The organism is Methanosarcina subterranea (assembly GCF_055385895.1).
The window spans coordinates 1,737,481-1,763,172 of the sequence record NZ_AP042426.1; the positions used below are offsets into that span (position 1 = coordinate 1,737,481).

At 43.2% G+C, this 25,692-nt stretch carries 23 protein-coding genes and 1 pseudogene; 18 read left to right on the forward strand and 6 right to left on the reverse strand.

Features of this window, described 5'->3' with window-relative positions:
• Window positions 1–19 precede the first annotated feature (19 nt).
• The 4 genes from ACZ5A8_RS07690 to ACZ5A8_RS07705 all read right to left on the reverse strand — a co-directional run bounded on the left by ACZ5A8_RS07690 (window position 20) and on the right by ACZ5A8_RS07705 (window position 2,710).
• Window positions 20–1,297 (reverse strand): phytoene desaturase family protein, encoded by a 1,278-nt coding sequence (locus ACZ5A8_RS07690; protein WP_464533155.1) that lies wholly within the window; start codon window positions 1,295–1,297, stop codon window positions 20–22.
• A complete protein-coding gene (locus ACZ5A8_RS07695) occupies window positions 1,294–1,455 on the reverse strand; it encodes a 4Fe-4S binding protein (protein ID WP_229391902.1) in 162 nt (53 codons plus the stop codon). Before ACZ5A8_RS07695 ends, ACZ5A8_RS07690 begins: the two co-directional genes overlap by 4 nt.
• 449 nt (window positions 1,456–1,904) lie before the next feature.
• Window positions 1,905–2,042 carry a hypothetical protein gene (locus ACZ5A8_RS07700; protein WP_229391901.1) on the reverse strand — a complete coding sequence of 46 codons (138 nt, stop codon included), beginning with the start codon at window positions 2,040–2,042 and terminating at the stop codon, window positions 1,905–1,907.
• Window positions 2,043–2,557: 515 nt separating this feature from the next.
• A complete protein-coding gene (locus tag ACZ5A8_RS07705; protein WP_464534272.1) occupies window positions 2,558–2,710 on the reverse strand; it encodes a hypothetical protein in 153 nt (50 codons plus the stop codon).
• Between the two features lie 56 nt (window positions 2,711–2,766).
• Here ACZ5A8_RS07705 and fpoA point away from each other — a divergent pair, with 56 nt between their 5' ends.
• From fpoA to ACZ5A8_RS07775, 14 genes are all read left to right on the forward strand, one after another.
• The gene (gene fpoA / locus ACZ5A8_RS07710) at window positions 2,767–3,156 is read left to right on the forward strand and encodes a F420H2 dehydrogenase subunit FpoA (RefSeq protein WP_011034409.1); all 390 of its coding nucleotides are present in this window, start codon (window positions 2,767–2,769) and stop codon (window positions 3,154–3,156) included.
• Window positions 3,144–3,698 (forward strand): F(420)H(2) dehydrogenase subunit B, encoded by a 555-nt coding sequence (gene fpoB, locus ACZ5A8_RS07715; RefSeq protein WP_464533157.1) that lies wholly within the window; start codon window positions 3,144–3,146, stop codon window positions 3,696–3,698. Before fpoA ends, fpoB begins: the two co-directional genes overlap by 13 nt.
• A 30-nt stretch (window positions 3,699–3,728) precedes the next feature.
• Window positions 3,729–4,205, forward strand: a complete 477-nt coding sequence (fpoC, locus tag ACZ5A8_RS07720; RefSeq protein WP_464533159.1) for a F420H2 dehydrogenase subunit FpoC — start codon at window positions 3,729–3,731, stop codon at window positions 4,203–4,205.
• A gap of 10 nt (window positions 4,206–4,215) precedes the next feature.
• The gene (gene fpoD, locus ACZ5A8_RS07725) at window positions 4,216–5,358 is read left to right on the forward strand and encodes a F420H2 dehydrogenase subunit FpoD (protein ID WP_464533160.1); all 1,143 of its coding nucleotides are present in this window, start codon (window positions 4,216–4,218) and stop codon (window positions 5,356–5,358) included.
• Entirely contained in the window at window positions 5,358–6,404 is a 1,047-nt protein-coding gene (gene fpoH / locus ACZ5A8_RS07730) for a F420H2 dehydrogenase subunit FpoH (protein WP_464534057.1), read from the forward strand. Before fpoD ends, fpoH begins: the two co-directional genes overlap by 1 nt.
• A 4-nt stretch (window positions 6,405–6,408) precedes the next feature.
• The gene (gene fpoI / locus ACZ5A8_RS07735; RefSeq protein ID WP_229391894.1) at window positions 6,409–6,819 is read left to right on the forward strand and encodes a F420H2 dehydrogenase subunit FpoI; all 411 of its coding nucleotides are present in this window, start codon (window positions 6,409–6,411) and stop codon (window positions 6,817–6,819) included.
• Window positions 6,816–7,106, forward strand: coding sequence for an NADH-quinone oxidoreductase subunit J (locus ACZ5A8_RS07740; RefSeq protein WP_255680684.1), 291 nt, complete (start codon window positions 6,816–6,818; stop codon window positions 7,104–7,106). Before fpoI ends, ACZ5A8_RS07740 begins: the two co-directional genes overlap by 4 nt.
• The gene (fpoJ, locus tag ACZ5A8_RS07745) at window positions 7,096–7,347 is read left to right on the forward strand and encodes a F420H2 dehydrogenase subunit FpoJ (RefSeq protein ID WP_322225212.1); all 252 of its coding nucleotides are present in this window, start codon (window positions 7,096–7,098) and stop codon (window positions 7,345–7,347) included. Before ACZ5A8_RS07740 ends, fpoJ begins: the two co-directional genes overlap by 11 nt.
• A complete protein-coding gene (gene fpoK / locus ACZ5A8_RS07750; RefSeq protein WP_011021517.1) occupies window positions 7,344–7,652 on the forward strand; it encodes a F420H2 dehydrogenase subunit FpoK in 309 nt (102 codons plus the stop codon). The genes fpoJ and fpoK overlap by 4 nt, the downstream gene beginning before the upstream one ends.
• On the forward strand, window positions 7,646–9,664 hold the full coding sequence (gene fpoL / locus ACZ5A8_RS07755; RefSeq protein WP_464533162.1) for a F420H2 dehydrogenase subunit FpoL: 2,019 nt from the start codon (window positions 7,646–7,648) through the stop codon (window positions 9,662–9,664). The genes fpoK and fpoL overlap by 7 nt, the downstream gene beginning before the upstream one ends.
• Window positions 9,664–11,151: a F(420)H(2) dehydrogenase subunit M gene (fpoM, locus tag ACZ5A8_RS07760; RefSeq protein WP_322225214.1), complete on the forward strand. Its 1,488-nt coding sequence runs from the start codon at window positions 9,664–9,666 to the stop codon at window positions 11,149–11,151. Before fpoL ends, fpoM begins: the two co-directional genes overlap by 1 nt.
• A 3-nt stretch (window positions 11,152–11,154) precedes the next feature.
• The gene (fpoN, locus tag ACZ5A8_RS07765; RefSeq protein WP_464533164.1) at window positions 11,155–12,624 is read left to right on the forward strand and encodes a F(420)H(2) dehydrogenase subunit N; all 1,470 of its coding nucleotides are present in this window, start codon (window positions 11,155–11,157) and stop codon (window positions 12,622–12,624) included.
• 13 nt (window positions 12,625–12,637) lie between these two features.
• A complete protein-coding gene (locus tag ACZ5A8_RS07770) occupies window positions 12,638–13,036 on the forward strand; it encodes a F420H2 dehydrogenase subunit FpoO (protein ID WP_464533166.1) in 399 nt (132 codons plus the stop codon).
• A gap of 197 nt (window positions 13,037–13,233) precedes the next feature.
• Window positions 13,234–13,731, forward strand: coding sequence for a GNAT family N-acetyltransferase (locus tag ACZ5A8_RS07775; RefSeq protein ID WP_464533167.1), 498 nt, complete (start codon window positions 13,234–13,236; stop codon window positions 13,729–13,731).
• Between the two features lie 81 nt (window positions 13,732–13,812).
• Here the strand turns inward: ACZ5A8_RS07775 and hepT are convergent, their stop codons facing one another.
• Together hepT and mntA are read right to left on the reverse strand one after the other, a co-directional pair.
• Window positions 13,813–14,238, reverse strand: coding sequence for a type VII toxin-antitoxin system HepT family RNase toxin (gene hepT / locus ACZ5A8_RS07780; RefSeq protein ID WP_464533168.1), 426 nt, complete (start codon window positions 14,236–14,238; stop codon window positions 13,813–13,815).
• Window positions 14,239–14,685 (reverse strand): type VII toxin-antitoxin system MntA family adenylyltransferase antitoxin, encoded by a 447-nt coding sequence (gene mntA, locus ACZ5A8_RS07785; protein ID WP_322225221.1) that lies wholly within the window; start codon window positions 14,683–14,685, stop codon window positions 14,239–14,241.
• A gap of 548 nt (window positions 14,686–15,233) precedes the next feature.
• On the opposite strand from mntA, the gene ACZ5A8_RS07790 reads away from it, so the two are divergent.
• The 4 genes and pseudogenes from ACZ5A8_RS07790 to ACZ5A8_RS07805 all read left to right on the forward strand — a co-directional run bounded on the left by ACZ5A8_RS07790 (window position 15,234) and on the right by ACZ5A8_RS07805 (window position 25,344).
• Window positions 15,234–16,700: a right-handed parallel beta-helix repeat-containing protein gene (locus ACZ5A8_RS07790; protein WP_464533170.1), complete on the forward strand. Its 1,467-nt coding sequence runs from the start codon at window positions 15,234–15,236 to the stop codon at window positions 16,698–16,700.
• Window positions 16,701–16,853: 153 nt separating this feature from the next.
• Window positions 16,854–18,311, forward strand: a pseudogene (gene tnpC / locus ACZ5A8_RS07795) (IS66 family transposase).
• 543 nt (window positions 18,312–18,854) lie between these two features.
• The gene (locus ACZ5A8_RS07800; RefSeq protein ID WP_464533171.1) at window positions 18,855–21,587 is read left to right on the forward strand and encodes a PKD domain-containing protein; all 2,733 of its coding nucleotides are present in this window, start codon (window positions 18,855–18,857) and stop codon (window positions 21,585–21,587) included.
• Between the two features lie 316 nt (window positions 21,588–21,903).
• The gene (locus ACZ5A8_RS07805; RefSeq protein ID WP_464533172.1) at window positions 21,904–25,344 is read left to right on the forward strand and encodes a right-handed parallel beta-helix repeat-containing protein; all 3,441 of its coding nucleotides are present in this window, start codon (window positions 21,904–21,906) and stop codon (window positions 25,342–25,344) included.
• The last annotated feature ends 348 nt before the right edge of the window (window positions 25,345–25,692 follow it).

The window sequence follows — 25,692 nt, forward strand, 5'->3', positions numbered from 1 at the left end:
GGTTTCTTGCTCTCTGACTTCAACCTAGGATTTTTCCCATAACCGATACCACGCCAAGAGCCACTCCTTCAACTTCTATGCCTCCCTTTCCTTTGGCCCCGTCTCCAACAACATAAAGGCCGGAAAAAGGAGTTTCATTTCCGGGATCAGTACCTGATGCTGCCCTGTTTACAGGCCATTCATCATGATATGATTGGATAAGGAGAACTTCGTATCTTTTACCCGGAAAAATCTCTTTAATATCCACAAGCCCCATCTCGATCTCGGATTCGAGATTCTTTACGTTCTCAGGGGCCACATATTGGTGGCACATGGTAAGGTGCTTTCCTGGAGGAGCCAGTTCAGGGTCAGCCTGAGTTACTTCATTGATACCGTTTATACGTCTCGTATAAGGAGTCAACAGGACTCCGGAATGTCCGACCAGAGGCTCATCTGCGGCAAGACAGATCTTTATACCTGCTGATGGCTGAAGAGTCTCAAGCATTTTCAGGTAACCTGCATCTGCTTTTCCGGAAAGAGCTTCACCACAGAGTAGAACGGTTGCAGCATGCCCCAGATTGCTGATAACAAGATCAGCTTCATGTTTATTACTTTCAGTAACCACCCCTGCGACTTTTCCATTTTCAACCAGGATTTTTGAGACTTCCTGCCCGGTATGGATTTTCCCTCCGTTTGCAAGAATAACGGCTTCAAGGGCATCAATAACCCCTTTACACCCCCCTTTCGGGACCCCTGTACCTCCAAACCGGTACATGTTTTCAATTATCTCAAAAACCTCTTCTACCGGGACTTCGTCGCTTTTCAGGCTGAGAGCCCAGCCGCAGAAAGAATCGGCAAATCTTATCAGCCACTCATCATTGACCTGGGACTTTATCCAGGCCTGAAGTGTGCTTCCTGCAGGGTGGTTCTTTCTTGTACTAACTATCAAAAGGGCTATTTTCATGCGGTCTTTATAGGAAAGAAGCGAAGGAAAATCATTAAAAGAAATATCTTTAAAGCCTTTCACATAATCGGAATTCCCTTTTTTGAGAGGCACACGTATTGTTGTCATTTCTGACCGCACTATATCAACATCGGCTCCGATTTCCCTGAGTAGCCGGGCAAGGGGGCCTCCCGTACCGTTAGGGAGCATATGGAAAGCTCCGCTCGAAAGCTGAAACCCTTTGTAACTGAGATTGGTAAACCTGCCTCCTGTAATAGGAAGCCTTTCAAAAACTTCAACTTCATGCCCTGCCTTTGAGAGCCTGCCAGCGCTTAGGAGCCCTCCGAGGCCTGCCCCAATGACAATCGTTTTCATGCCGTTACCTCAATGGCTTTTACAGGGCAGTAGGGAATACATAACCCGCATTCTACGCAGGCGTCGGTAGCCCGTGCTTTTCCCTTTACCTCTATGGCTCCTTTTTTACAGAAAGAAGCACACTGGCCGCACCCTACACAGTTATCGTTTATCTTCATGCGATCCACCAGCTTTTCTATCGTGAAAAGACTTATTATAATGTGTTGGTATAGTGTGTTGCTCACGTTGTTTTCTCAGGAAAAATGGAAAGCAGGGTTCCCTGAGAATTACGCGCCGGTTGTAATATCTAATCGGTAGTATACTATGAATTTATCCCTTTTCAGAATATAATATATTTTTAAAGACAACACTCAAAGGCTTTGAAAGCCCCTGGTTCCTCTAAATATTCTAATTGCCTGAGAAGGCATTTTCAGGCAGCTACCTGTACATAATAATACTTAAGGGCTCTCACTGAAGCGTCCAGGATACCATTATTAGTCATTTAATGATTATAGCCATTCAGCCGTTCAGTCACCAGAGATATAGTCACCATAACCACTCAACCATCGTAGCTTTTTATCCATTTATAGTCATTCAACTATCATAGATTTTCAGCCATTATAGTCACTTAGTCATCATAATTATGATCGTCATAGCTGTTCAGCCTGTAGCCGTTATCCGTATGATGTCCCTGGTATATTTGAAGAAGATGATGAAGGAAATTAGATATCGCTTTTCCTTCAATTACGGAGGAAATTTTCAGCACTTTCAGTTCCTTATTATTTTCATTTTAAAGGTTGCCTCAGGAGCGCTTTATCCCCATAATTTATCATTATTATTAGTGCCGCAATTACAGGGTATTTTATGGAGATAAAAATAATTAGCTGATATATATAATTCCTTACTATGAGAGGAGAAAAACTTGTGCTTATAGAGAAATAATTTTCAGGGTTTTTAGGCTGTGAAAAGATAAAAACATATTTATGGTGTATATATAATTTCGTGATCATGTCAGGGCTTTTCCTCTGATTCATTTCAACATGCCTATATTTTAAAAAGAGATTTTTAATTATTTAGACTTAATATTTATATAATATTAATTATCTAGCAAATAGCTATAAATAACCCCTGATTCATTTGCAGAACTAGCATAGCTACTTCGAATCTTAATTATTAATTATACTACTTTCACGGCAATTGAATCCATGTCACCGGAAGAAGGGTTCTCCCCTTACATTCGGTAATTTATTACATAACCCTGGGCAATGAAATGTAAATTTTTCAGAGCCTGGTGGTAAAATGCCCGTATTCAGAGAGCCCCATCTGTCGGAAGAGAGGGTCCCCGATGTGGGTACTCCTGCAGGACCTGTGTTCGGACCACAGTGGTTTTTCAAAATAACCGGAAGTCCGAATACGGTTTTTTTGTCCGTCCATATTTAAAAACCAAAAAATCAAGATCATGCGACGCTGCAGTTTCAGATTGCTGCACTTTGATAGGTGATACAATGTCTGGAATAATTGATAGCTATATACCGGTTGCAATATTTCTTGCCGTGGGACTGATTATGCCACCCATGACAATGTTCATGGTAAAGCAACTGAGTCCGAGGAGCAAGGCAGCCAGCAAATACACGACATATGAATCTGGTTCCGTCCCTACAGGAACTGCCAGGATCCAGTTCAATGTCGAGTATTATCTTTATGCAATTGCTTTTGTTCTCTTTGATATTGAGGTGCTTTTCCTTTACCCATGGGCTACCGTCTATAAGGGGCATGGGATTACCTCAATTGCAGTAGTTGAGATGTTTGTATTTATCTTCATACTGCTCTTCGGATACGTGTATCTCTGGAAGAAGGAGGCCCTTACATGGGTGAAGTGAAGGAGACAAAAACGAACAACAAAAAAGAAACTCCGGAAGAAGAAATTCCCGGCGTTCTCACAACAACCACCAGTGCAATCAGTGACTTCCTCAAGAAAACCAAGGCTCAGGATCTGATTAACTGGGGGCGGAAAAATTCGCTCTGGTTCATGACCCAGCCAATGGGCTGCTGTGGTGTGGAAATGATCGCGACGGGCTGTGCTCATTATGATACTGACCGCTTCGGGATCATTCCCAGGAACTCCCCAAGGCATGCGGATGTCATGATTATCAGCGGCTATGTGACAAAGAAATACCTGCCAGCTTTACAGAGGCTCTGGGACCAGATGCCTGCTCCTAAATGGGTAATCGCCATGGGAGACTGTTCTATCAGCGGCGGTCCCTTTTATGAGTCCTACAGCACGGTGCAGAACATCGATGAAATCTTCCCTATCGATGTATACATTCCCGGATGTCCGCCCAGACCCGAAGCTTTGATCCAGGGATTTGTGGAACTTCAGGAAAAAATAAAAGCTAAAAAAGATCGGGGCACGGAATACTGAGTAGATTTCAGGCTTATTTGAGGGAATACAATGGATGCCAGAACAATTATAGAATCATTAACCGGGGAATTTCCGGAGGCAATTTCCGAAGCAGGAATCGAATCTCCGATACGTATCCGGGCATATGTGGATAAGGAAAAAGTAAAAGAGGTCTGCCAGTACCTTAAGGACTCCCTTCAGTTCGACCACCTCTGTTCCGTGTGCGGAGTGGACTATCCTAAGAGGAACGAGCTGGAATCTGTGTATCATATAGCTTCGTATGACCATCCTGTAGTTCTTATGCTGAAAGCAAGGCTGCCCAGGGATTCTCCGGAAGTAGAGTCTGTTGTACCGGTATACTGGAATGCAAACTGGTATGAAAGGGAGACCTACGAACTCTATGGGATTGTGTTTAAAAACCACCCGAATCTGAAGCCTCTTGTGCTCCCAGAAGAGATGCTGGGTGAGTGGCCTCTCCGGAAAGACTACGAAGGTTTCCCGAACAAGACAGCAAGAAACCTGGTGTGAGGGATGAAAAATGGACGAAATTCTTGGATCAAGTGAAATTATCGGACCAAACGAAATGATTGTACACCTGGGCCCCCAGCATCCCATGCAACCCGGACCTTTCAGGTTAAACCTGAGGTTAAAAGGGGAAACCGTGATGGATGCTGAAGTGGAACTGGGTTATATTCACAAAGGCATTGAAAAAATCCTGGAGAACAAGACATACCTTCAGGGAATTACGATAGTTGACAGGATCTGTTACCTTGTAGCCCTGACAAATGAAGAATGCTTCGTGGGCTGCGCTGAAAAGCTGTTAGATATCGAACCTCCTGAGAGAGCTCAGTATATAAGAGTCATTTTAGAAGAGCTTTCCAGGCTCCAGAGCCACTTGCTTGGCCTGGGAGAATTCGGAGAGTTCATCGGCTTCGTCTCCATGTTCATGTACACAATCAAGGAAAGGGAAGATATCCTTACTCTGATTGACATGGTCACGGGGGCAAGGGTTACCCACAGTTACCTGAGGTTCGGAGGAGTACGCGACGACCTTCCGGCCGGGTTTAAGGAAAAGGCTATCCCTGTCCTGAATAACCTCAAGAAAGTCATTAGCGATTACGAGGAAATGTTCGATTCGGACAGAATTTACAGGGAACGGACTGCAGGAGTTGGCGTCCTTACTGCAGATGTTGCAAAAAGCCTTGGAGTTTCCGGACCTGCTCTGCGGGCAACTGGTGTTCCCTTCGATATCCGGAAGAACGAGCCCTACCTTGTGTATAAAGACCTGGACTTTAAGGTCTGCACTGAAACTGCAGGAGACTGTGCTGCAAGAGTGCAGGTCAGACTTAACGAGATGAGGGAAAGTATCTACATCCTTGAACAGTGCCTTGACAGGATCCCGAGCGGGCCTATCTTCCCGGAAGGAACCCCTTACAGCAAAAGGACTCCTGTAATGAGAGTTCCTGCAGGTGAGGTATTCCACAGGGTGGAAGACCCGAGAGGTGAGATGGGCATGTACATGATTTCCGACGGTACAGACAAGCCTTACAGGGTAAAAGTCAGAGGACCTTACTTCCCGACTCTTCAGGCTTTGCCTCCTCTTATCAAAGGTACAACAGTTGCGGACGTTGCAGCGATTTCAGGCAGCATGGACGGATGCACCAGTGAAGCGGACAGGTGATTATAGTGGCTATAGAAATCCCAGAATTTATAATTCCTTTTATCCCCTGGATCCGCGGGCTTGTGGGCCTCTCTCTCGTGGGAGCCATTTTCCTTGGAGCTATGGGTGCTGTCTGGATTGAGAGAAAACTCTCGGCCGATATTCAGTTAAGGCATGGACCTTCAAGGGTGGGCAAGTTCGGGCTTCTGCAGCTTGTAGCCGATGCCATAAAACTCTTCACAAAAGAAGATATGAGACCAAGTAATGCTGACCGTCTTCTCTTTGACAACGCTCCTATTTTTATGATGAGCTCGGTTTTCCTGATGCTCGTTGCAATCCCTGTGGGTGCAGTCTTCATTAACGGGGTCGAATATCCTCTGGCTGTAACCGAGATGGATGTCAGTATACTTTACATAGAAGCAATGTCCGCAATTACCATCTTCGGGATTTTCATGATTGCTTACGGTTCTAACAACAAGTATTCCCTTCTTGGTGCTTTCAGAAACTTTGCCCGCATGGTAGGGTATGAAGTACCTCTCGGGATCACTGTTGTCAGCGTTGCCGTAATGACAGGTTCCCTGAATATCGTGGAAATTGCCAGAGCCCAGGGACTTGTCTGGAATATTTTCCTGCAGCCGATCGGGTTTATAGTCTTCTTTATTGCTCTTATGGCGGATATGGGGAGGCTTCCTTTTGACCAGAATGAGTCTGAAGAAGAACTGATCGCAGGCTGGATTACCGAATATACCGGAATGCGTTTCGGGCTCGGGTTCTTTGCCGAATATATCCACATGATTCTTGGATCCTTCCTTGTAGCACTTCTTTTCCTTGGCGGCTGGAACGTTCCGGCATTTGTTGCAAACAATGCAATACTTGGCCTTATTGCCCCTACAGGATTCCTGCTTCTTAAAACAGTGCTTGTGCTGATGACTATTATAGGAATGAGGTGGGCTGTCCCGAGATTCAGGATTGACCAGGTAGTAGATATGAGCTGGAAAAAGCTCCTGCCCCTATCCCTCTTGAACCTTGTCTGGGCAGTAGGCCTTGGACTCTATCTGGGGGCTTAAGAGTATGGTTCTCAAAAATATTAGATACGCAATTAAAAACATCCCTAAAAAACGCGTAACCAGGATGTGCCCGGAAGTGGAAAGCCCGCTCTCCGACAGGTTCAGAGGCCTGCAGACCCTTGACAAGAGCAAATGCATAGGCTGTGGAATCTGTGCCAATACATGTCCTAACAGCGCGATAAAGATCGTAAAAGCCCCTATTTCCCCCGGCAGCGAGAAGCAGAGGTGGTTCCCTCAAATTGACATAGGTCACTGCCTCTTTTGTGGGCTCTGCATTGACCAGTGTCCTAAAGGTGCACTTTCCAGCGGGAGAGAATATTGTAAAGGCATGGTGAAATGGACTCATAAAGACCTGCTCATGACTCCGGAAAAACTCGCAAGGGAAGTAGATATCGAAGAAGGTGATGAGAGATGATCGGACTTGAAACTATCGGAGCAGCTCTGGAACTGGCTGTCTTCGGGCTCCTTGCGGTTGTCACAGTCTTCTTTGCAATCTTTGTGGTTATTGCAAAAGATGTTGTAAGAGCCGGGCTTTCCCTGATTATGTGCATGTTTGGCGTTGCAGCACTTTATATCCTCTTAAATGCCCAGTTCCTTGGGATAATCCAGGTGCTGGTCTATATAGGGGCAATCGGAGTATTGATCCTCTTTGCAGTTATGCTTACGAAGCGCGAACTGGGAGGTGGGTCCCGTGCACATTAACAGACTCACGGCTCTTCTCGTATCTCTGCTCTTTGTAGCAGTTATAGTAACAGGAGTTTTTGGGACTTCCTGGAATACGGTTTCGGAACTCCCTGAAAACCCGGCTGACCCGAGCAATATCGAGGGCATAGGCATGTTAATTTTCACCCAGTACGTGGTGCCTTTCGAGGTCCTGTCAATTGTCCTGCTCGCATCCCTTATCGGTGCAATCTATATGGCAAAAGGAGAGGGCAACAGATGACTGCTATTCCGTTAACATTTTATCTGGGTCTTGCAGCCCTGCTCTTTTCAATCGGGCTTTACGGCGTCATGACGCATAAAAGCGGGATCAGGATGATCATGTGTATAGAGCTCATGCTGAACTCCGCAAACCTGAACCTTGTGGCTTTTTCAAGCTATACGGACACCCTGAACGGGCAGGTCTTTGCCATCTTCTCGATTGCCCTTGCAGCTGCTGAAGCAGCAGTCGGGTTTGCAATCTTTATGGCAATCTATAGAATGCACGACAAAATTAACCTTGATGAGCTTAACATTCTGAGGTGGTAAAAACGGCTCTGGAAGAATTTGCATTTTTGATCCCCCTGCTTCCGGCACTGGCTTTTGCGATCACCTTCTTCTTTGGCAGGAAAATGCCATCAGGAGGGGCAATCGTCCCCATCCTTGCTATTGCCGCCTCTTTTGTAATCTCTTTCATGATTACCCTCGGGCTGCTGGCAAACCCCGAAGAAGTCGTAAACCAGTCCTATTCCTGGTTTGCAGTGCTTAACATAGGAATATTAATCGACCCCCTGGCTGCAGTCATGCTGTCAATGGTTTCCTTCGTGAGCCTGCTGATCCATATCTATGCAGTTAGCTATATGTCCCATGATCCCGGAAGGGCCAGGTATTTTGCAGAAACCGCACTTTTCACCGCGGCAATGCTTTCCCTGATCCTCTCGGACAACATCCTGCAGCTCTTTGTTTCCTGGGAACTTGTCGGGCTCTGTTCCTATCTCCTGATCGGGTTCTGGTTTGAAAAACCCTCAGCAGCAGCAGCTGCCAAGAAAGCTTTCCTGACAACCAGGATCGGAGACGTAATGTTCCTTACAGGAATAATCGTACTCACTTCCGATCTTCTTAAGGTCGCAGGCGGTTTCCAGGAAGGAGTGTACCTGCTGCGTTTTGACGAAATCTTCAGTTATATTCCCCAGATTTCGGCTCTGCAGTTAAATGTCTTCGGCTTTGAAATAAGCCACCTTACTATTATCACTCTGCTTTTCTTCGGAGGAGCTGTAGGAAAGTCCGGGCAGTTCCCGCTTCATGTGTGGCTGCCCGATGCAATGGAAGGTCCAACAACCGTTTCAGCTCTCATCCATGCAGCAACAATGGTTACTGCCGGTGTTTACCTGGTCGCAAGGACTTTCCCGATGTTTATTGCAGCCCCTGATTCCCTCATGGTAGTTGCTTACTTCGGAGGCTTCACGGCTCTCTTTGCAGGCACCATGGGCATTGTGATGAACGACCTCAAGCGTGTGCTTGCTTTCTCAACCATCAGCCAGCTCGGATACATGATGCTGGGCCTGGGCCTGGGTACTGCAATAGGGCTTGAAGCAGTCGGAATCTCACTTTTCCACCTGATTAATCACGCTTTCTTCAAAGCGCTTCTTTTCCTCTGTGCAGGCAGTGTAATCCATGCAGTCGGCACTCAGGATATGAGAGAGCTCGGAGGCGTAGGAAAGGTAATGCCCATTACCGCTGCTACAATGACAATTGCAGCGCTTGCCCTTGCAGGTTTTGGTATCCCCGGAACCTCAATAGGGACAAGCGGTTTCATGTCAAAGGACCCGATCATTGAAGCTGCATACCTATTCGGAGAACACAGCAGCAACTGGATCCCCTATATATTCTCAATCGCTGCAGCTCTTCTCACATCCATTTACATCTTCAGGCTGATCTTCATGACCTTTACAGGGAAGCCGAGAAGCAATTATCACGGGCACGAATCCCCTGCCATTATGACCATCCCCCTGTCCATTCTGGCCCTTTTTGCCCTTGTTTTCGGTGCATTCACAAGAACCGGCTTTATGAATTTCCTTGAAGAAACCTTTGCCAACAGCTTTGTGAACCTGGATATAGGAAATCTTGCAGGAATTGGCAGAAATGAGCTTGTAGAGGCAGGAGGACACGAACCTCTTATTGTTCTGTGGCTTCCGTTAATAGTGGCACTTGCAGGTCTTGCAATTGCTTTCGTGATCTACTATATGAGGGCAGTAAAACTCGGGGCCCTAGCTTCCATGAAGAACCCTGTTTACAGGCTGCTTTACAACCGTTACTACCAGCACCAGATCTACACCGAATTCTTCTCAATTGGTGTGGTCTACGGAGTTATTGCTTTCCTGACGCAGGTAGTTGATGTGATCGTTGATAGCATTGTGGAAGGAATCGGAATTATTACGGTTGGTGTAGGTGAAGAACTCCGGAAGATTCAGACCGGGGTTGTGCAGACCTATGCAACTGCAGTAATCGCGGGTGTAAGCCTGCTTATAATACTCGTTAAATTAATAATGGAGGTACTTTGATGCTGCCGGTCGCATCGTTGTTGATTCTGGTGCCGCTGATTTTCGCAGTCGTGACCTTTTTCACAAAAACAAAAGACCAGGCTGCAGGTCTGGGCTTTCTAGGGTCTCTTGCGACTCTGGGCCTTACCCTTTACGCCTATCTGAATTTTGACAGCAGCACTGCTGCAATGCAGTTCTATGAATCTGTGAAGTGGATTCCCTTTCTCGGGGTCAACTATTCGGTTGGAATTGACGGCATTTCCATGCCCCTTATCCTCCTGAATGCGATCGTTATCCCGTTCATGATCCTCTTTAGCTGGAAAGAAGACAGAGAAGCCCCTAACAGATTTTACGGGCTGATCCTTACCATGCAGGCCGCAGTCATAGGCGTCTTTGTAGCCCTTGACTTCGTTGTCTTCTATATATTCTGGGAGCTTACCCTGGTGCCTCTCTTCTTCATAGTAAATATATGGGGTGGAGAAAAGAGAGCTCATGCGTCCTACAAGTTCTTTATCTACACGCATGTTGCCTCTCTGGTAATGCTGCTCGGGATCTTCGGGCTCTTCTATGCCTCCCTGAATCAGACAGGCGTTGCTACGTTTGACATAAGAGAGCTGGTTACACAGTTCCAGTTTTTCGAATCCGGCCTGATGAAAGATGGAATATTCCTTGCAATCCTCTTCGGGTTCCTGGCAAAGCTGCCGACCTTTCCCTTCCATTCATGGCTTCCGGATGCATATTCAGAGGCTCCTACTGCAGGCAGTGTACTCTTTATCCTGCTCAAAATCGGAGGGTACGGGCTTTTCAGGATTTCACTCCCGATGCTCCCTAACACCGGCAATCCTGACCTGATGATCATGATGCTGGGCCTGCTCGGGTCTTTCAGTATAGTGTACGGAGCTCTTCTTGCCCTGCGGCAGAAAGACCTCAAGCGCATGATTGCTTACTCCAGCCTGAGCCACATGGGTTATGTGGTCCTGGGTTCAGCGGGCTTTGTTGCCCTCTCGGTTTCAGGAGCCATGTTCCAGCAGTTTTCCCACGGACTTATTATGAGCATCCTGTTCATGTCCGCGGGAGCAATCCAGACCAGCACTGGCACAAGGATCATTAACAATCTCGGTGGGCTTGCAAAGAAGATGCCGATGCTCACTGTGGTTATGATGGTAGGGTTTATGGCATCTCTTGGCCTTCCTGGACTGACAGGCTTTATTGCCGAGTTCCTGGTACTGACCTTCACTTTCACGAACCTGCCTGGTTTTGTCTTACTTGCCTTGCTGGCAATAGTGATTACCGCAGGTTACCACCTCTGGGCAATGCAGAGGGCAATGTTCGGAGTGTATAATGAGAAGCTCGGGGATGTCAAAGATATCAATTCCCTGCAGGTCTTTTCAATGGCAGTTATTGCCCTTCTTGTGCTCTATTTCGGCCTGAACCCGAGCCCGGTGCTTGATATGATGATTAAGAATTCGGAAGCAATAGTCAGCCTTGCGGCTGTCCTGGGGGTGTAAGAAATGGACGAGATAATGTATCTTGCACCTGAAATTGTATTAGTTGCAACCGGCCTGGTCGTACTTATGGCCGGAGTTTTTCTTTCCCCCCGGTCCAAGAATGTACTGGGTTACCTGGCAACTCTGGGAATCCTTGCAGCCCTTGCTCTGACGGTTAGAAGCTTCGGGCTGCTGACGATGGGAGAATTCAGCGTTGGGTATTCGATTTTCTCAGAAACTCTAAGTATCGATGCCCTCTCCCAGTTTTTCAAACTGGTCTTCCTGACAGTTGCCCTGATTGTTTCAATTGCTTCGATCAAGTATACTGAAAACAGTGATCACACAGAAGAATTCTACACCCTTGTCCTCTTTGCAACCTTCGGAATGATGATTGTATCATCTGCAAATGACCTGATAGTGCTCTTCTGTGCCTTTGAGCTTGCAAGTCTTGCAACCTATGCCCTTGCAGGCTATGAGAAGCAGAACGCAAGGTCTCTCGAAGGAGCCATGAAATACTTCGTGATCGGCTCGGTCTCTGGAGCGCTCATGCTCTTCGGGATTTCCTTTGTCTACGGGGCAACAGGCACTACCAGCATCCCCACGATTGCTGCAAACTCTGCCCTTCTGACACAAAACCCGATAGGGCTTGTCGCAGTCGTGCTGCTAATTGCAGGTTTTGGCTTCAAGATGGCTCTGGTGCCCTTCCATATGTGGGCTCCGGATACCTATCAGGGATCTCCTTCAGTTGTTTCCGCACTGCTTGCAGCCGGGTCCAAAAAGATGGGATTTGTGGCAGCCTTCAGGATTTTCATTGTGGCTCTTGCAGCCCTTCAGCCTGACTGGCAGTTTGCCTTTACAATTCTTGCAGTTGTGACAATGACCTTCGGAAACGTGGTCGCAGTTGCTCAGACCAGTGTAAAGCGCATGCTCGCCTACTCCTCCCTGGCACAGGCAGGATACATTGCAATGGCTTTTGCGGTGATGACCCCTGTAGCTCTTACAGGCGGCATTATGTACGCCCTTGCCCATGCCTTTATGAAAGCAGGAGCTTTTATTGCAGCTGCAGCCGTTGTTTGGATGGTAGCTTCGGAAAGGACAGGAAACCTCGATATCCCCGACCATCTTGACAGCTTCAAGGGCCTTGGGAAAAGAATGCCTCTGGCAGCCCTTTCCATGACGATTTTCGTCTTTGCCCTTGCAGGAATTCCACCGACTGCAGGCTTTATGGCCAAGTTCGTACTCTTCTCTTCAACCATTCAGGCAGGCATGACCTGGCTTGCAGTGATCGCCATCCTGAACAGTGCCCTTTCACTGTTCTACTACGCACGGCTTGTGAAATACATGTACTTCCTGCCCCCTGAGGGTAAAAAGGTCAGCATTCCTTTCCCATATGCAGCAGCCCTGCTGGTTGCAGTTGCCGGTGTGCTGGCAATGGGTCTCTGGCCCGAACCCTTCGTGGAGCTGGCTATGAAAGCAGCAATGGTACTGGTCTAAGGAGGTATGAGAAATGACAGATTGCGACCTATGTGGGCGCGGAATCCCGACCGTTATTCCGGTCCGGGCTATCCGCCCCCTCCTCAAATTCGCTTACCCCGAGGGGGTCTGGAAAGGGCTATGTGAACCCTGCCTGGATTCCGCCCAGAAAACGTACTTAACAGTAAACAAAAACCAGACCTCATGCAGAAAAGGCAAATGCGCTCTCTGTGGAGATAAAACCGGAGTTTTCCCTGTGGAACTGCAGATCCCGAACTTCTTAAAAGGGGTCATAAAAAAAGATGCAGATCTCTGCTACAGGTGCCTGAAATCAGTCGATGAGGCTTACATCAGGTACAAAAAAGAGCAGATTGAGCAGGACCACGAACAGGGTAGAATACACGGGCACGAACACGTACACCCGCACCATTAAGTAAAGCTGCTTTTTAAAGTGGCTTTATTTCTTTTCTTTCTATTTTTTGGCTTTTTTAATATCTTATTTTACTCTGCAAGTCTCACTGCATTTCTGCAGCGTAAAAGGCAAATACCTCAAAGTCTTTAAGGTTTTCAGTAAGCAGTTTTCTTATAGCCTTATAATAAGAGTGCTCCACTAGCCCGGACGTTGTTAAAATGGATTTTGAATTGAGAGAATGGGAAAAACCCGATACTGAAAACTTTTTCAAATATTCCAGCAATACTAAAATTGCAGAAAATATGAGGAGTTCTTTTCCCTCTACTTTAGAAGATTGCAGAAAAACCGTAGAAAGCTTTAGCTGTAATGATGAAACACAACAATATTGCCGAGCAATTGTTGTTAATGGAGAAGCTGTAGGTTGCATCGCCTTATTCATTAAAAACGATGTTTATTGTAAGAATGCAGAAATTGCCTACTGGCTTGGAGAACCTTTTTGGGGCAGGGGAATTATGAGCGAAGCAATAAAACAGCTTTGCCAAACAGCTTTTGAACAATACGAGATTGTACGGATATTTGCAGAGCCTTATGCACACAATACCGGCTCAAGAAAAGCTCTTGAAAAAGCAGGATTTGTTTTAGAGGGCATAATGAAGAAAAGCGTTTATAAAAATGGTAATTTCTTTGATTATTGTATGTATGCTCTTGTTAAATAACTTATTATCAGGAGCAAATCGGCGCTCTGCTTACTGCGGTTTATAATGTACTTTTAAAATTCCAGTAAGATTCCAGAGAGCTCATCTTTGAATCTTTTCTATATATTCAGCTACATAGGACGCAAAGGTATCGAAACCTTCAAGGTTTTCTACAAGATATTTTTCAATTATATCCAGGTCAACATTTTCATATATATGAACCAGAAAGTTCCTGAAACCTGCTGCAGCTGAGAATTTTTCTGCAAAATCTTTAGGGAGCACTCCATGCTTTCCAAGAATCAAGAAAACACTTCTGTAATCTTCAGGCCTTTCAAATCCCTCTTTTGAAATGATTATTTCCCCGATATCTATGGCGCATTCGATAGCAAGCTGAAAATTCCTCTCAATTGCGGAGCGCGCTTCATAATTTTCTTCAAGGTTGATGCTTTCGGGATCAATGGATTTCAGGTAGTTTACCGGCCGTTGCATGAAGTTTAACTTTCGGACAATTCTATCAATTGCGGACATTCAAAAACCTCCTTTCTCTTGAATCCTTTCTAAAAAAACCCTGTTCAGGAGGTTTTCGTGGTATTTTCTGTCCAGATAGCGGGACATTATCTTTTGCTCTGCATCAAGCTTGAAACCCTCGTCTCTAATAAATATCGGGATATTTGGTTTTATTATTTCAAAATTAATAATAGGGAATGTATCGTTCATGATGACAAGATCAATTCTATCTGTTTTAAGAAGAACTGCAAGCTCCGCTGTTAGTTCCAGGCGCTTATTTATCCTTTCCCTTTTTGTAAGCCTGCTTGAAAGGCAAACGCCAATGTCAATATCACTTAAAGGTCCTCTACGATCTTCGGCTGTTGAGCCAAAGAGGTAGGCAAGCTCCACGTATTCCTGGGATTTGAAATAATCTGCAAGTTTAGAGATTAGAGTTTCTTTTTTCAGCTTATGGATCTCAGGGATCATTTCATTGCTCTATGTCTTATTCTTTCAAATACGTTCTGTCGTTCTTTCAAACACTTTCTGTTATGCGTCTGTCATTCTTTGAAACATATTGCATCTTTTCTGAAACAGGCAATTTAAAAGATGAAACCCTGACTGTTATCGCGGTTAGTTTATGGGATGGAAGCTTTTGACGAACTGATATGATCAACTGATAGCTTCAATACCATTATGCCGGGATAAACAAATTTTTCAAGGGGATGAGCATTTCACAAAATATCTGGGCTTGAAGGAACCAGCTACTAAAATTTGTTGATGCTGGAAATTGTATTTAAGCCCGACCGGCTATATTAGAAATTCATTTTCTTCTCAGTCAATTGTTTTCACCTCTGTTAGAAAATCTCATGATCGGTAGCCGGTTTTTTCGTGTAAAAACAGAGAAACAGTTGATATATATAGTAATGAATTTGATAGTATAATATTAATAATAAAAGTAATTATGCACGGGAAGTGTCAATTCAAAATTTATTGTATTCTGAGCCGGCAGGGTAGTATAAAGTGTATGGGGGAGTTTGTTTCTGAAAATCACACTTATCGGAGATTGTCTCAACAAACTAATGAGTGCTGCACTGGTTATTGCTTTGCTTCTGGTTTCTGCAGGCATTGCTAGTGCAGGAGTCATTTATGTTGAGCCAGGAGCTTCAATTCAGGCTGCAGTAAACAACTCTACAACCGGGGATTTTGTCATTGTGAAAGCCGGGGACTACGAGGAAAATATCGTTGTCAATGTTTCAGGGATAACGATTACTTCGGAACCTGAGAGCCCTGACGGTGTACTTATCAGATCAAGGGATGAGAATTCCAGTGTGTTTCAGGTTAAAGCGGATAATGTAACTGTCAGTGGTTTTAATATAACCGGGTCAGGAGAGTTTTTCAGTACTTTCAAAGTTGCAGGCTTCACAAATTCTTTTAGCTCCGGAAACTCAGGAGAGCAGGGTGAGACTTATGAGCCGGAAGCACGACAGGCTTACGGGCTCGGGTCAGGGGAGATTTTTGTCTCGAGATCGAATGGATTTGGCTGTCCTCCGGCAGGGATCTGCCTTGATCAGGCCGAAAACTGTACAATTGAAAGAAACAATATTTTTGAAAACCAGTATGGAGTTTACCTGCAGGGCTCCATGAACAGTACAATCTCGGAGAATACTTTTTTCCGAAACGGCATCTGGATTGATGAAGGGTGCAGTAAGAATATGCTGGTCAACAATACAATTGATGAGGGAAACATCATTATTGGCGCGCACTGCTGGGATAATATAATGTTTCAGAACCGGCTTTCAAACGGTGGGGGAATAGGCATTGCCTGCTGCGGGGGAGGAAATCTCGTTTCAAAGAATGAGATTGTAAATTGCAGTAACGGAATTGATATATATGACACTCAGGCAAGGACTGTCCTTCGTGACAACCAGATTACGGACTGCAATTACGGGATTTACCTGATTTTTGTTTTTGATTCCAGGGTATATAATAATACTATCTCGAACAGCAGTAGAGGCATATTTTTAAGGGAAAACAGCCACGACAATGAACTGTTTAATAACACAATAACTTCCAGTAACGATTCAGGAATTTATTTGATGGATGGCAGTGCTGATAACCGCATCTATAACAATTACTTTAACAACACTGTAAATGTGAAGGCTGAAAACAGTGAAGGAAACAGTTGGAACACTACAAAAGCGTCCGGAACGAATATTATGGACGGCCCATACCTGGGCGGCAATTTCTGGGCTGACCCTAACGGAACCGGGTTTTCTCAGACCGCTGAAGATTCGGATTCGGATGGGATCTGCGACCTGCCTTATAACGTAAATGGAAGTGATTTTGACTATCTCCCGCTCACCAAATACCCTTCTTTACCCAGAGTGAACCTTAAAGATATAATTGAAGAATCTATTGAAGTTAGACTTAATGTTCCGGCAAACTATCCGGAAAATGATATGAAAAAAGGTCCTCTTGTTTTCTGGGTTGAGAAAGATTGAGAGATCTACTTTCGTTTTCTTCTTTTTTATTCTTTTAAATTTTTGTTATCTATCTTATATTGTAACAATTCAGGTGGCCTTTGAAAGGCTACAATTTTTCCTCTTTTCGAGGAAAAATTGCATATAAATTAAATCCTATTTTGTTTCGTTATTATGCTTACACGTGAAGAGATCCTCGTTATCTATGAAGCTGGTCCTGAAGCTGTAATTTCTGTAATCCAGAGACTTGAAACTATCATAGAAGAACAAGCTATTCGAATTGCTGAACTAGAAGAACGTGTAAGGATTTTAGAATCTCGCTTAAATCAAAATAGCAGAAACAGCAGTAAACCTCCTTCTACTGACTTTTTAGTCAAAGAAAAACCTAATCCCAAGAGTCTCCGGAAAAAGAGTGGGAAGAAACCTGGAGGTCAAGAAGGTCATCCAGGCACAACTCTTGATATGGTTAATGGTCCTGATTAGGTAATTGAACATTCTTTGACCTGCTGCAAAGAATGTGGACATACTCTTGAGGATGTTGAAGTTGAAGCTTATGAGAGAAGACAAATTTTTGATATTCCTCCTGTAAATCTAATTGTTACGGAACATCGAAGTCAGATTAAGACCTGTACTCACTGTGGAAAATCAAATAAAGCTTCTTTTCCAGAATCTGTGAAATATCCCGTCCAGTATGGTCCTAATATTTTAGCTTCAGCAATTTACTGTAAAAACTACCAGTTTATTCCCTATAAAAGGATTTTAGAGTTTTTTGATGACGTTATGGGGATAAAAATCTGTTCTGCTACGATAATCAGAGCAGAAAAAGAATGCTTCCGGAATTTAGAGGAGTTTGAAAATATGAGTAAGGAGAAGTTAATAACTTCTCCTGTTATCCATTGTGATGAAACTGGGATGAAAATTGAAGGAAAAAGGCATTGGCTTCATGTAGCTTCTAATGACAAATACACCTGTTATTTTGCTCACTCAAAAAGAGGATCAAAAGCAATTAATGCCATGGGAATTCTTCCAGAGTTTAAAGGAATAGCAGTTCATGACGGATGGAAACCCTATAACAGTTATGAATGTGATCATGCTCTTTGCAACGCTCATCTCCAGAGAGAACTTACTGGAATTGAGGAGAACTATAAACAGCAATGGGCTAAAGAGATGAATGAACTGTTAACAGAAATGAAAAAGTATACTGATGAATGCAAAGAGCAAGTCAAAGATCTGGATTTTGAACAAATTAAAGCGTTGGAAGAGAGGTTCAATGCTATCGTCATGAAAGGGATTGAAGAAAATCCACCTTCTCTAAACCCTGAAAAACATGGAAAACGTGGTAAAAATCCAAAAACAAAAGCAAGGAACCTACTTGACAGGTTTATAGAAAACAAAGAACAGATCCTGAGATTCCTCAATGATTTGAGAGTTCCATTTGAAAATAACCAGGCAGAAAGAGACATAAGGATGATGAAATTACAGCAGAAAATATCAGGAACTTTCAGAACTATACAAGGAGCGGAAGCTTTCTGCAGAATTAGAGCTTATATTTCGACCATTAAAAAGAACGATTTACCTGTTATAGAAGGTATTCTCGCGGCGCTCAGCGGAGCACCGCTAACTATACCCTGAGTAGTTACCTTATATTTTTTATTGTACATTCATTTTACTTTTTTATTAACCTAATTTATCTATTCATTTTATTTTTATATCCGTCCCATTTTTTATATGTTATTTTCTTTTTTCGGTCAATATTTAAAAAACGTACCCCTTCAACTCCCGATCTCTCTTATTTTTCCAGTTGTCATAAGATAATTATATCTGCCTGTATGCTTAGCCTCTTCTATAGAGTACTGTAAAGGGTACTGTAAAAACCCTCATGCCTGATTATAGTTAATAGCTACTATTGAAAAGTATAGACGCGCTTCTAGTTATTTTTGTTATGCTGTCTAAAAAGAAGATTAAAATGCACAGGTTCAGAAAAGGGTTTTTTACAGTTCTTATTTGTATTGGTTTACTGGACCTGTTTAAATCCCCATTTCCTTTTAGGTCAGTACCTTACTGGAAATAGATTATAGTACCGGAGATAAATTCTAGCAAGGTAGGCAAAATTCTAGCTACTCTCAAAACAGGGTTAAATGGAGTTTTGAGACAGGTTCAGCAGGGGTGGGATTAATGGGAGAAAGCAGAATAATTATTCTAGTAGCTATTGCGCTTATCGCAAGTGCAGTTTACATGCCTGCATCCGCAAAAGAAATCATTGCGGGTAATGGCTCTGAAGCGAATTTCAGCTCCGTCCAGGAGGCGATAAATAATTCGTCTCCAGGGGATGTAATTCTTGTTTTACCAGGAATCTATAACGAAAGTGTAGATGTGAAAGTAGAAAGCTTGAGTATTCTTTCTGGATCCGGAAATCCTGACGATACTGTTGTTACGGTTTTTATTGTAAATGCAAATAATGTCACTATTTCCGGATTTGGCATACAGAAGTATGTAATTACCAGTATAAATCAAGAAGTAAAGTACTGTGTTGTAAAGAATAATAGATTTTTAGGAGTGGGCGCAGATACGGGCCCGACTGGTATTGTTGGTCAATACTGCTTTAACTGCGTATTCTCTGACAATGTACTTTTTGATTCAGTTATTGGACTGCAGGCAGGGGGAGACAGAACCAATGTTACGATAGAAAATAACACCATACAGGGCGGTTATATCGGATTGGGGAGTTCCAGTGAAAACAGAATTATCAACAATATGATATCAAACAATATCTCAGATACTGATGATAGCTATGGAATTACTCTCTTTGAGGGACATTCTAACTATATAGCGAATAATCAGATTTCCGGCAGCAAATATGGTATTTTGATATCTCGACTTTCAGGAGCCAACGAGATAATCAATAATACTCTGACTTCCAATTATGTGGGACTCTCAGTAGCAGATGCTGCATCAGGCAACAATATCACCAGCAACATAATCACAAACAATAGTATAGGGATATGGGAAGAATATGCCTGGAATAATCTGGTGACTGACAACAACGTGTCATTGAACAAAGAATATGGAGTATACCTCAACCAGGTCAGTTATGAGGCTCCATACACTGGAACAACTCTATTCTACAACAATATATTCAACAATACAGTCAATCTCCTGAATGACACAATCAACTACTATACTGCAGATGCAGTAAATAACGGCGCAGGAATGACACCTGTTGCCTGGAATACTACAAAAAAGTCGGGAACCAGCATTTTAGGCGGATCTTATTTGGGAGGTAACTTCTGGGCAAAGCCCGATGGGACTGGCTTTTCGCAGGTCTGTATAGATTCGAACGGAGATGGAATTTGCGACCTGCCTCACAATGTCACTGAGAACGATTCTGATTATATCCCGCTTACTGCACCTCCCGCTCAGCGTGTAGATGGCCAACTCATCCTTACGGAAATTCGGCTCACAAAAAATGAGTCCGATCAGTATATCCCTGCTATCAATGGGAACAGGATAGTATGGACGGATACTCGCAATGACAATGAAGATGAAAATTATGATATCTATATATATGATCTATCCGCTCTCAGGGAAAAACAGATCACAATCAATGAATTATGGCAGAGTTCTCCATCGATATACGACAACAGGATAGTGTGGGTAGATAATCGCAGTGGAAACTGGGATATCTACATGTATGACCTTTCTACTTCCAGGGAAACTCAAATTACCACTAATAAATCAAATCAGTTCAATCCTGTAATTTACGGGGACAGGATAGTCTGGACTGATGAGCGTAATGGAGTGGGTAATACCGATATTTACATGTACGATCTTCTTACTTCCAGGGAAACTCAAATCACAACCAGTGTACTACGTGATCTAGGTATTGCTATTTATGAGGACAGGATACTATGGGCAGTTAGCCGCGAATACCAGGACGCCGGAAACACTGACATCTATGTGTACAATCTCTCCGAGTCCAGAGAAACCCAGATCGCTACCAACAAATCAGTGTACGGTCTCGCAATATATGGGGACAGGATAGTGTGGGCTGATGATCGCAACGGAAATGCCGATATATATATGTATGATCTCTCTACTTCGAAGGAGACTCAGATTACCACAAACGGATCAGAACAGATATATCCTGATATCTACGGGGACAGGATAGTGTGGGAGGATTGGCGTAATATGAACGATGGGGGCAGGCGTAATGTGAATAGTGATATTTACATGTATGATATCTCAACTTCCAGGGAAATTCAGATTACAACCAATGAATCGATCCAGCAAGCGCCTGCTATCTATGGTGACAGAATAATTTGGATGGATTGGCGCAATGGACATCATGACATTTATATGTGTATTATCTCGTCGAAAGAAGAATCAGAACTTAAATCACCTGTTGCAAACTTTTCTGCATTCCCGACCTCTGGAAACTCACCATTAAAGGTGCTATTCACCGACAACAGTACAGGTTCTCCTACCTCATGGCTCTGGGACTTCGGAGATGGCATTCATTCAAAACACTCTATAAATGCAACTCATACGTTTACCAGGCCAGGAAAATATAATATCAGCCTTACAGTTGCGAATGCAAATGGCAGCAACACAACCATAAAACCCGGTTTTATCAACGTAAAGAGTTCGGAAGCTCCTGTTGCAGACTTTTCTGCGAATGTGACATCAGGGAATGCACCTTTAAAGGTACTATTTACTGATACCAGTACTGTTGGAACCCCTACTTCCTGGTTATGGGATTTCGGTGATGGTATCAATTCAAAACATGCTATGAATGCAACCCATACATACACCGGGGCAGGAACATATAATGTTACATTAACCGTAAAAAACGATGCTGGTAGCAGCACCGAAAAAAAGACCGGGTATATTACAGCGAAAAGCATGTAACCTTGACTGAAAAACAATGAAAAAGGTCAGAGTGAAAAGTGGGGATGTATTGATCAAACCTGAAAAACGGAGGATCATTTATTACGTCTGATCTGAAAAAACAGACAAAATTATACGCCTGGTCAGATCTCAGAATTATATTTCTGTTTGCCGTTTTCATTAACTGACCCTCTACCTGAATTATTTTCATAAAGAAAAATGTTAGCTGGCCTTTTTTGACCAGATCATACAGCTAGCTAATGTCATTGCTTTGAAGTGTAATTATTTTGAAATTTAGTTACTCTGAAGTTTTTCAAATTCAAAGGGGGAGTAAGGAATGGGGGTAAATAGGGCAATCATCCTTTTAGCAGTTACTATCTTTCTCATGGAAAGCGCAGTCTACAACCCTGCATCCGCAAAGGAAATTACTGTAGGTGATGATTCTGGAGCAGATTTCAGATCAATTAAGGAAGCGGTAAATAGTTCTTCTCCGGGGGATACGGTCATCGTAAAATCTGGAACTTACAGAGAAAATATTATTGTTAATGTAACCAAGCTTACTATCAGGTCTGAGTCAGGAAAGCCTGATATGCTGGTGGAATCTCCAGATGAAAATGAAAGCGTTTTTCATATAACAGCTGACAATGTGACAATTAGCGGTTTTAACATAACAGGATCTGGAAAGCCTTTCAGCTATTCCAGGGGTATTACTATCAGGAGTTTTGCGGAAACTGCTAATTCACAGGGGGAATTTTCTGATGGGTACGCTCACACTTCTGTGGCAGAGGAGATTTTTAAGACTATGGAGTATGGAGGTTACCATCCCCTATGTGGAATTTACATTGAGAACGCTAACAACTGCGTTATTACTGGAAACAATATTTTTAACAATAACGAAGGAGTCTATCTTGATAATGCCAGTTATAATACGATCTCGGAAAATTTGCTTTTCAATAATGGGATTTCTCTGAGCGAAGGAAGCGTGACAAATAATCTGACAGGAAATATCATTGAAAAGGGTTACATTTTACTGGGACCATGGGCATCGAATAATTTAATAACAGAAAATAAAATTTTAAATGGTACAGGGATAAGCTTTGCCTGTTGCGGAGGAGGCGATATTGTATCCTATAACACGATTATTAATTGCTCCAGTGGAGTCGATGCATATGATCGGAGCATAGAAATTAGGAACAATACGATTACTGACTGCTTTCACGGGGTAGACCTTTCACTTTCAGGTGGGACTGGAATCTATAATAATAAGATCTCAAACTGCAGCATCGGGGTTAATTTAGGAGATGCCTGTCCTGGTATTCAAATATCAAATAACACAATAACCTCCAGTTCAGACTGCGGAATCTTTATTCCAGACCATGAAGGTGATGAGCAGGTCTATAATAATTATTTTAACAATACTATAAACATAAAGCTGGGAATCAGTGACGGAAATACCTGGAATAATTCTCTTACCTCTGGTACTAATATTGTCGGGGGCCCGTTTATAGGGGGAAATTTCTGGGCAAACCCGGATGGCAAGGGTTTCTCTCAGACCTCAGGGGACTTTGACCTTGACGGCATCTGTGATTCAGCTTATGAGATTGGCGGTCCTGAAAATATCGATTACCTTCCCCTCTCAAGACCCCCAGAATCTGTGCCCATAACCGTAGGAGATGACGAGCCAGATGCCGATTATGACTCAATCCAGAAGGCTGTTTCGGCTGCTCCTCCAAGTTCAACCATTCTTGTTTATCCGGGGACTTATGTAGAAAATGTGGCTGTAACTGTAGAAGGCCTGAAAATTTACTCAAGATCAATCGACCCTGAAGAGGTCACGGTTCAGGCTCTTAACCCTGAGGATAATATCTTCCATGTGAGTGCAAATAATGTCACAATCTGCGGACTTACAGTGAAAGGTACAGGTGGGGAATCAGGAGAAACAGCAGGAGTATATATCGATTCTGTTTACGGATGCAGAATATGCAATAACACTGTATTAAACAATAAGAACGGTATCCTTCTCTCTTCTTCAGATGGGAATATCCTCAGGAGCAACAATGTAACAGGAAATACCTTCGATATCTTTCTTCTCTCATCAAGCAATAATACCCTCATTAAAAATACTCTCATTAAAAATACCTCCATTAAAAACAGTACAGAGATCAACAGGAGTTCCGCAAAATACCTTAACTCTTCAGATAACAACCTCTTCATTAATAATACTGCATACAATGCTAATTCTTCTTCCGGAGCTGCTATTTATCTGTCCGATTCGGGTTCAAATATCCTTCAGGATAACGAGATAAGGGCAAATTTTTATGGGATCTTAATGGAGGATTCGGAAAATAACACAATCACCCGTAACAACCTCAGGGAAAGTACAGACTGTGGGGTTCTGCTGTCTGATTCTAATGGCAATCGGCTATATGACAATTATTTCAACAATATGATAGATGTGAAACTGGAAAGGAGTGGAAACAATACCTGGAACATAAGCAGAACCAGGGAAACGAATTTTATGGGTGGCCCCTATGTGGGCGGAAATTTCTGGGCAAAGCCAGATGGTAGCGGCTTTTCGGAAACTACTGGAGATTCCAATATTGATGGAATTAGCGATTCTGCTTACGATATTAAAAATACGGGAGCCATCGATGCTCTTCCTCTTGCAAGAGCTCCAGGCCCGGTGCTGCTTATGGAGAATGGATTTCCGGTTGCAGATTTCCTCTCGATTCAGGCTGCTGTGGATTCTGCAGTCCCGGGAAGTACTATCCTTGTTTATCCAGGCACTTACGAAGAAAATATCCTTCTGAACGTGGAAAACATAAGCCTTGTTTCGGAGGCTATGAATCCCTGGAGCACAATTATCAGGGCTTCCAATATGACTGAGCCCGTGATTAAAGTGACTTCAAAAGGAGTTGCAATTTCAGGATTTTACATATCCGGGCCCCATTCTATATGGAAAGAAGCAGCCGGGATACACCTGTACAATACTTCCGAAAACACTATTGATAGCAATATGGTCTCTGAATACCTTTATGGAGTGTATCTGGTTTCTTCCGACCGTAATAACATTATAAACAACACTATAGAAAACAACCAGAGGGGATTATACCTTGAAAATTCGGAAACTAATTTATTGATTAACAATAAAGTTTTAACCAATATTGAAGGTATTGTTTTGAATAGTTCAGGCAATAATTCTCTTAAAAATAATACCATTTATCTGAATGAATATCAGGGGATCTATATTTATTCCAGCGACAATAGCTCTGCAGATTCAAACTTAATCATGGATAATCTTATTTCCGAAAACAATTATGGAATTTACACATTTTCCTTTGAGAATAACACGGTAAGGAACAACACCATAAGCCTCAATGCAATGGGAATTCTACTCTCTTCTTATTCGAGTGATAATCTATTCAGGGATAATCTGATAGAATCAAGCAGGGATTTTGGGCTTTACATGTATTCAGGCAGTAACAATACTTTCTATAATAATCTCTTTAACAACACCTTGAATCTGGATCTCGCCTATGACAACAGGAATATCAACTGGAACACAACAAAAACTTCAGGAAAAAACATCATAGGTGGGCCCAGCATCGGGGGAAATTTCTGGGCAAAACCCGATGGTACGGGTTTCAGCCAGAACTGTACGGACTTGGATGAGAACGGGATCTGCGATTACTCATATGAGGTTAATGAGAGTGAGTTTGACTACCTGCCACTGTGCGCTGCCCCTCCTATGGGTATGGAAAATAGCTATAGCAGTTGAAATCTTTGCTTGCTCTATTCGCAGAAATTAGACCTCATTAACCTCTAATCTGGAGCTATAAATTAGCTCCTGATTTTGTTTTATTTTCCGTTTTCATTATTCTTTAGTTATGGTTGTCCATCGCTAACGGTTAGTTTTAGAGTAAAATGAAACCAATAACTTTGGTAGCTCTAAATTCCGAGTACCCGATTCAACCTGTGAAACCATTAGTTATAACAGGTCACTCCTGTCACTCCCGAATTGCGCCTCGGGAGCACGCGGTCCTTTTCACCCGAATTGCGCCTCGGGAGCACGCGTCTTTTTCGCTGCGCTCAAGAGGACTAGTTTGGCATGAAAGTGCTGTGATTT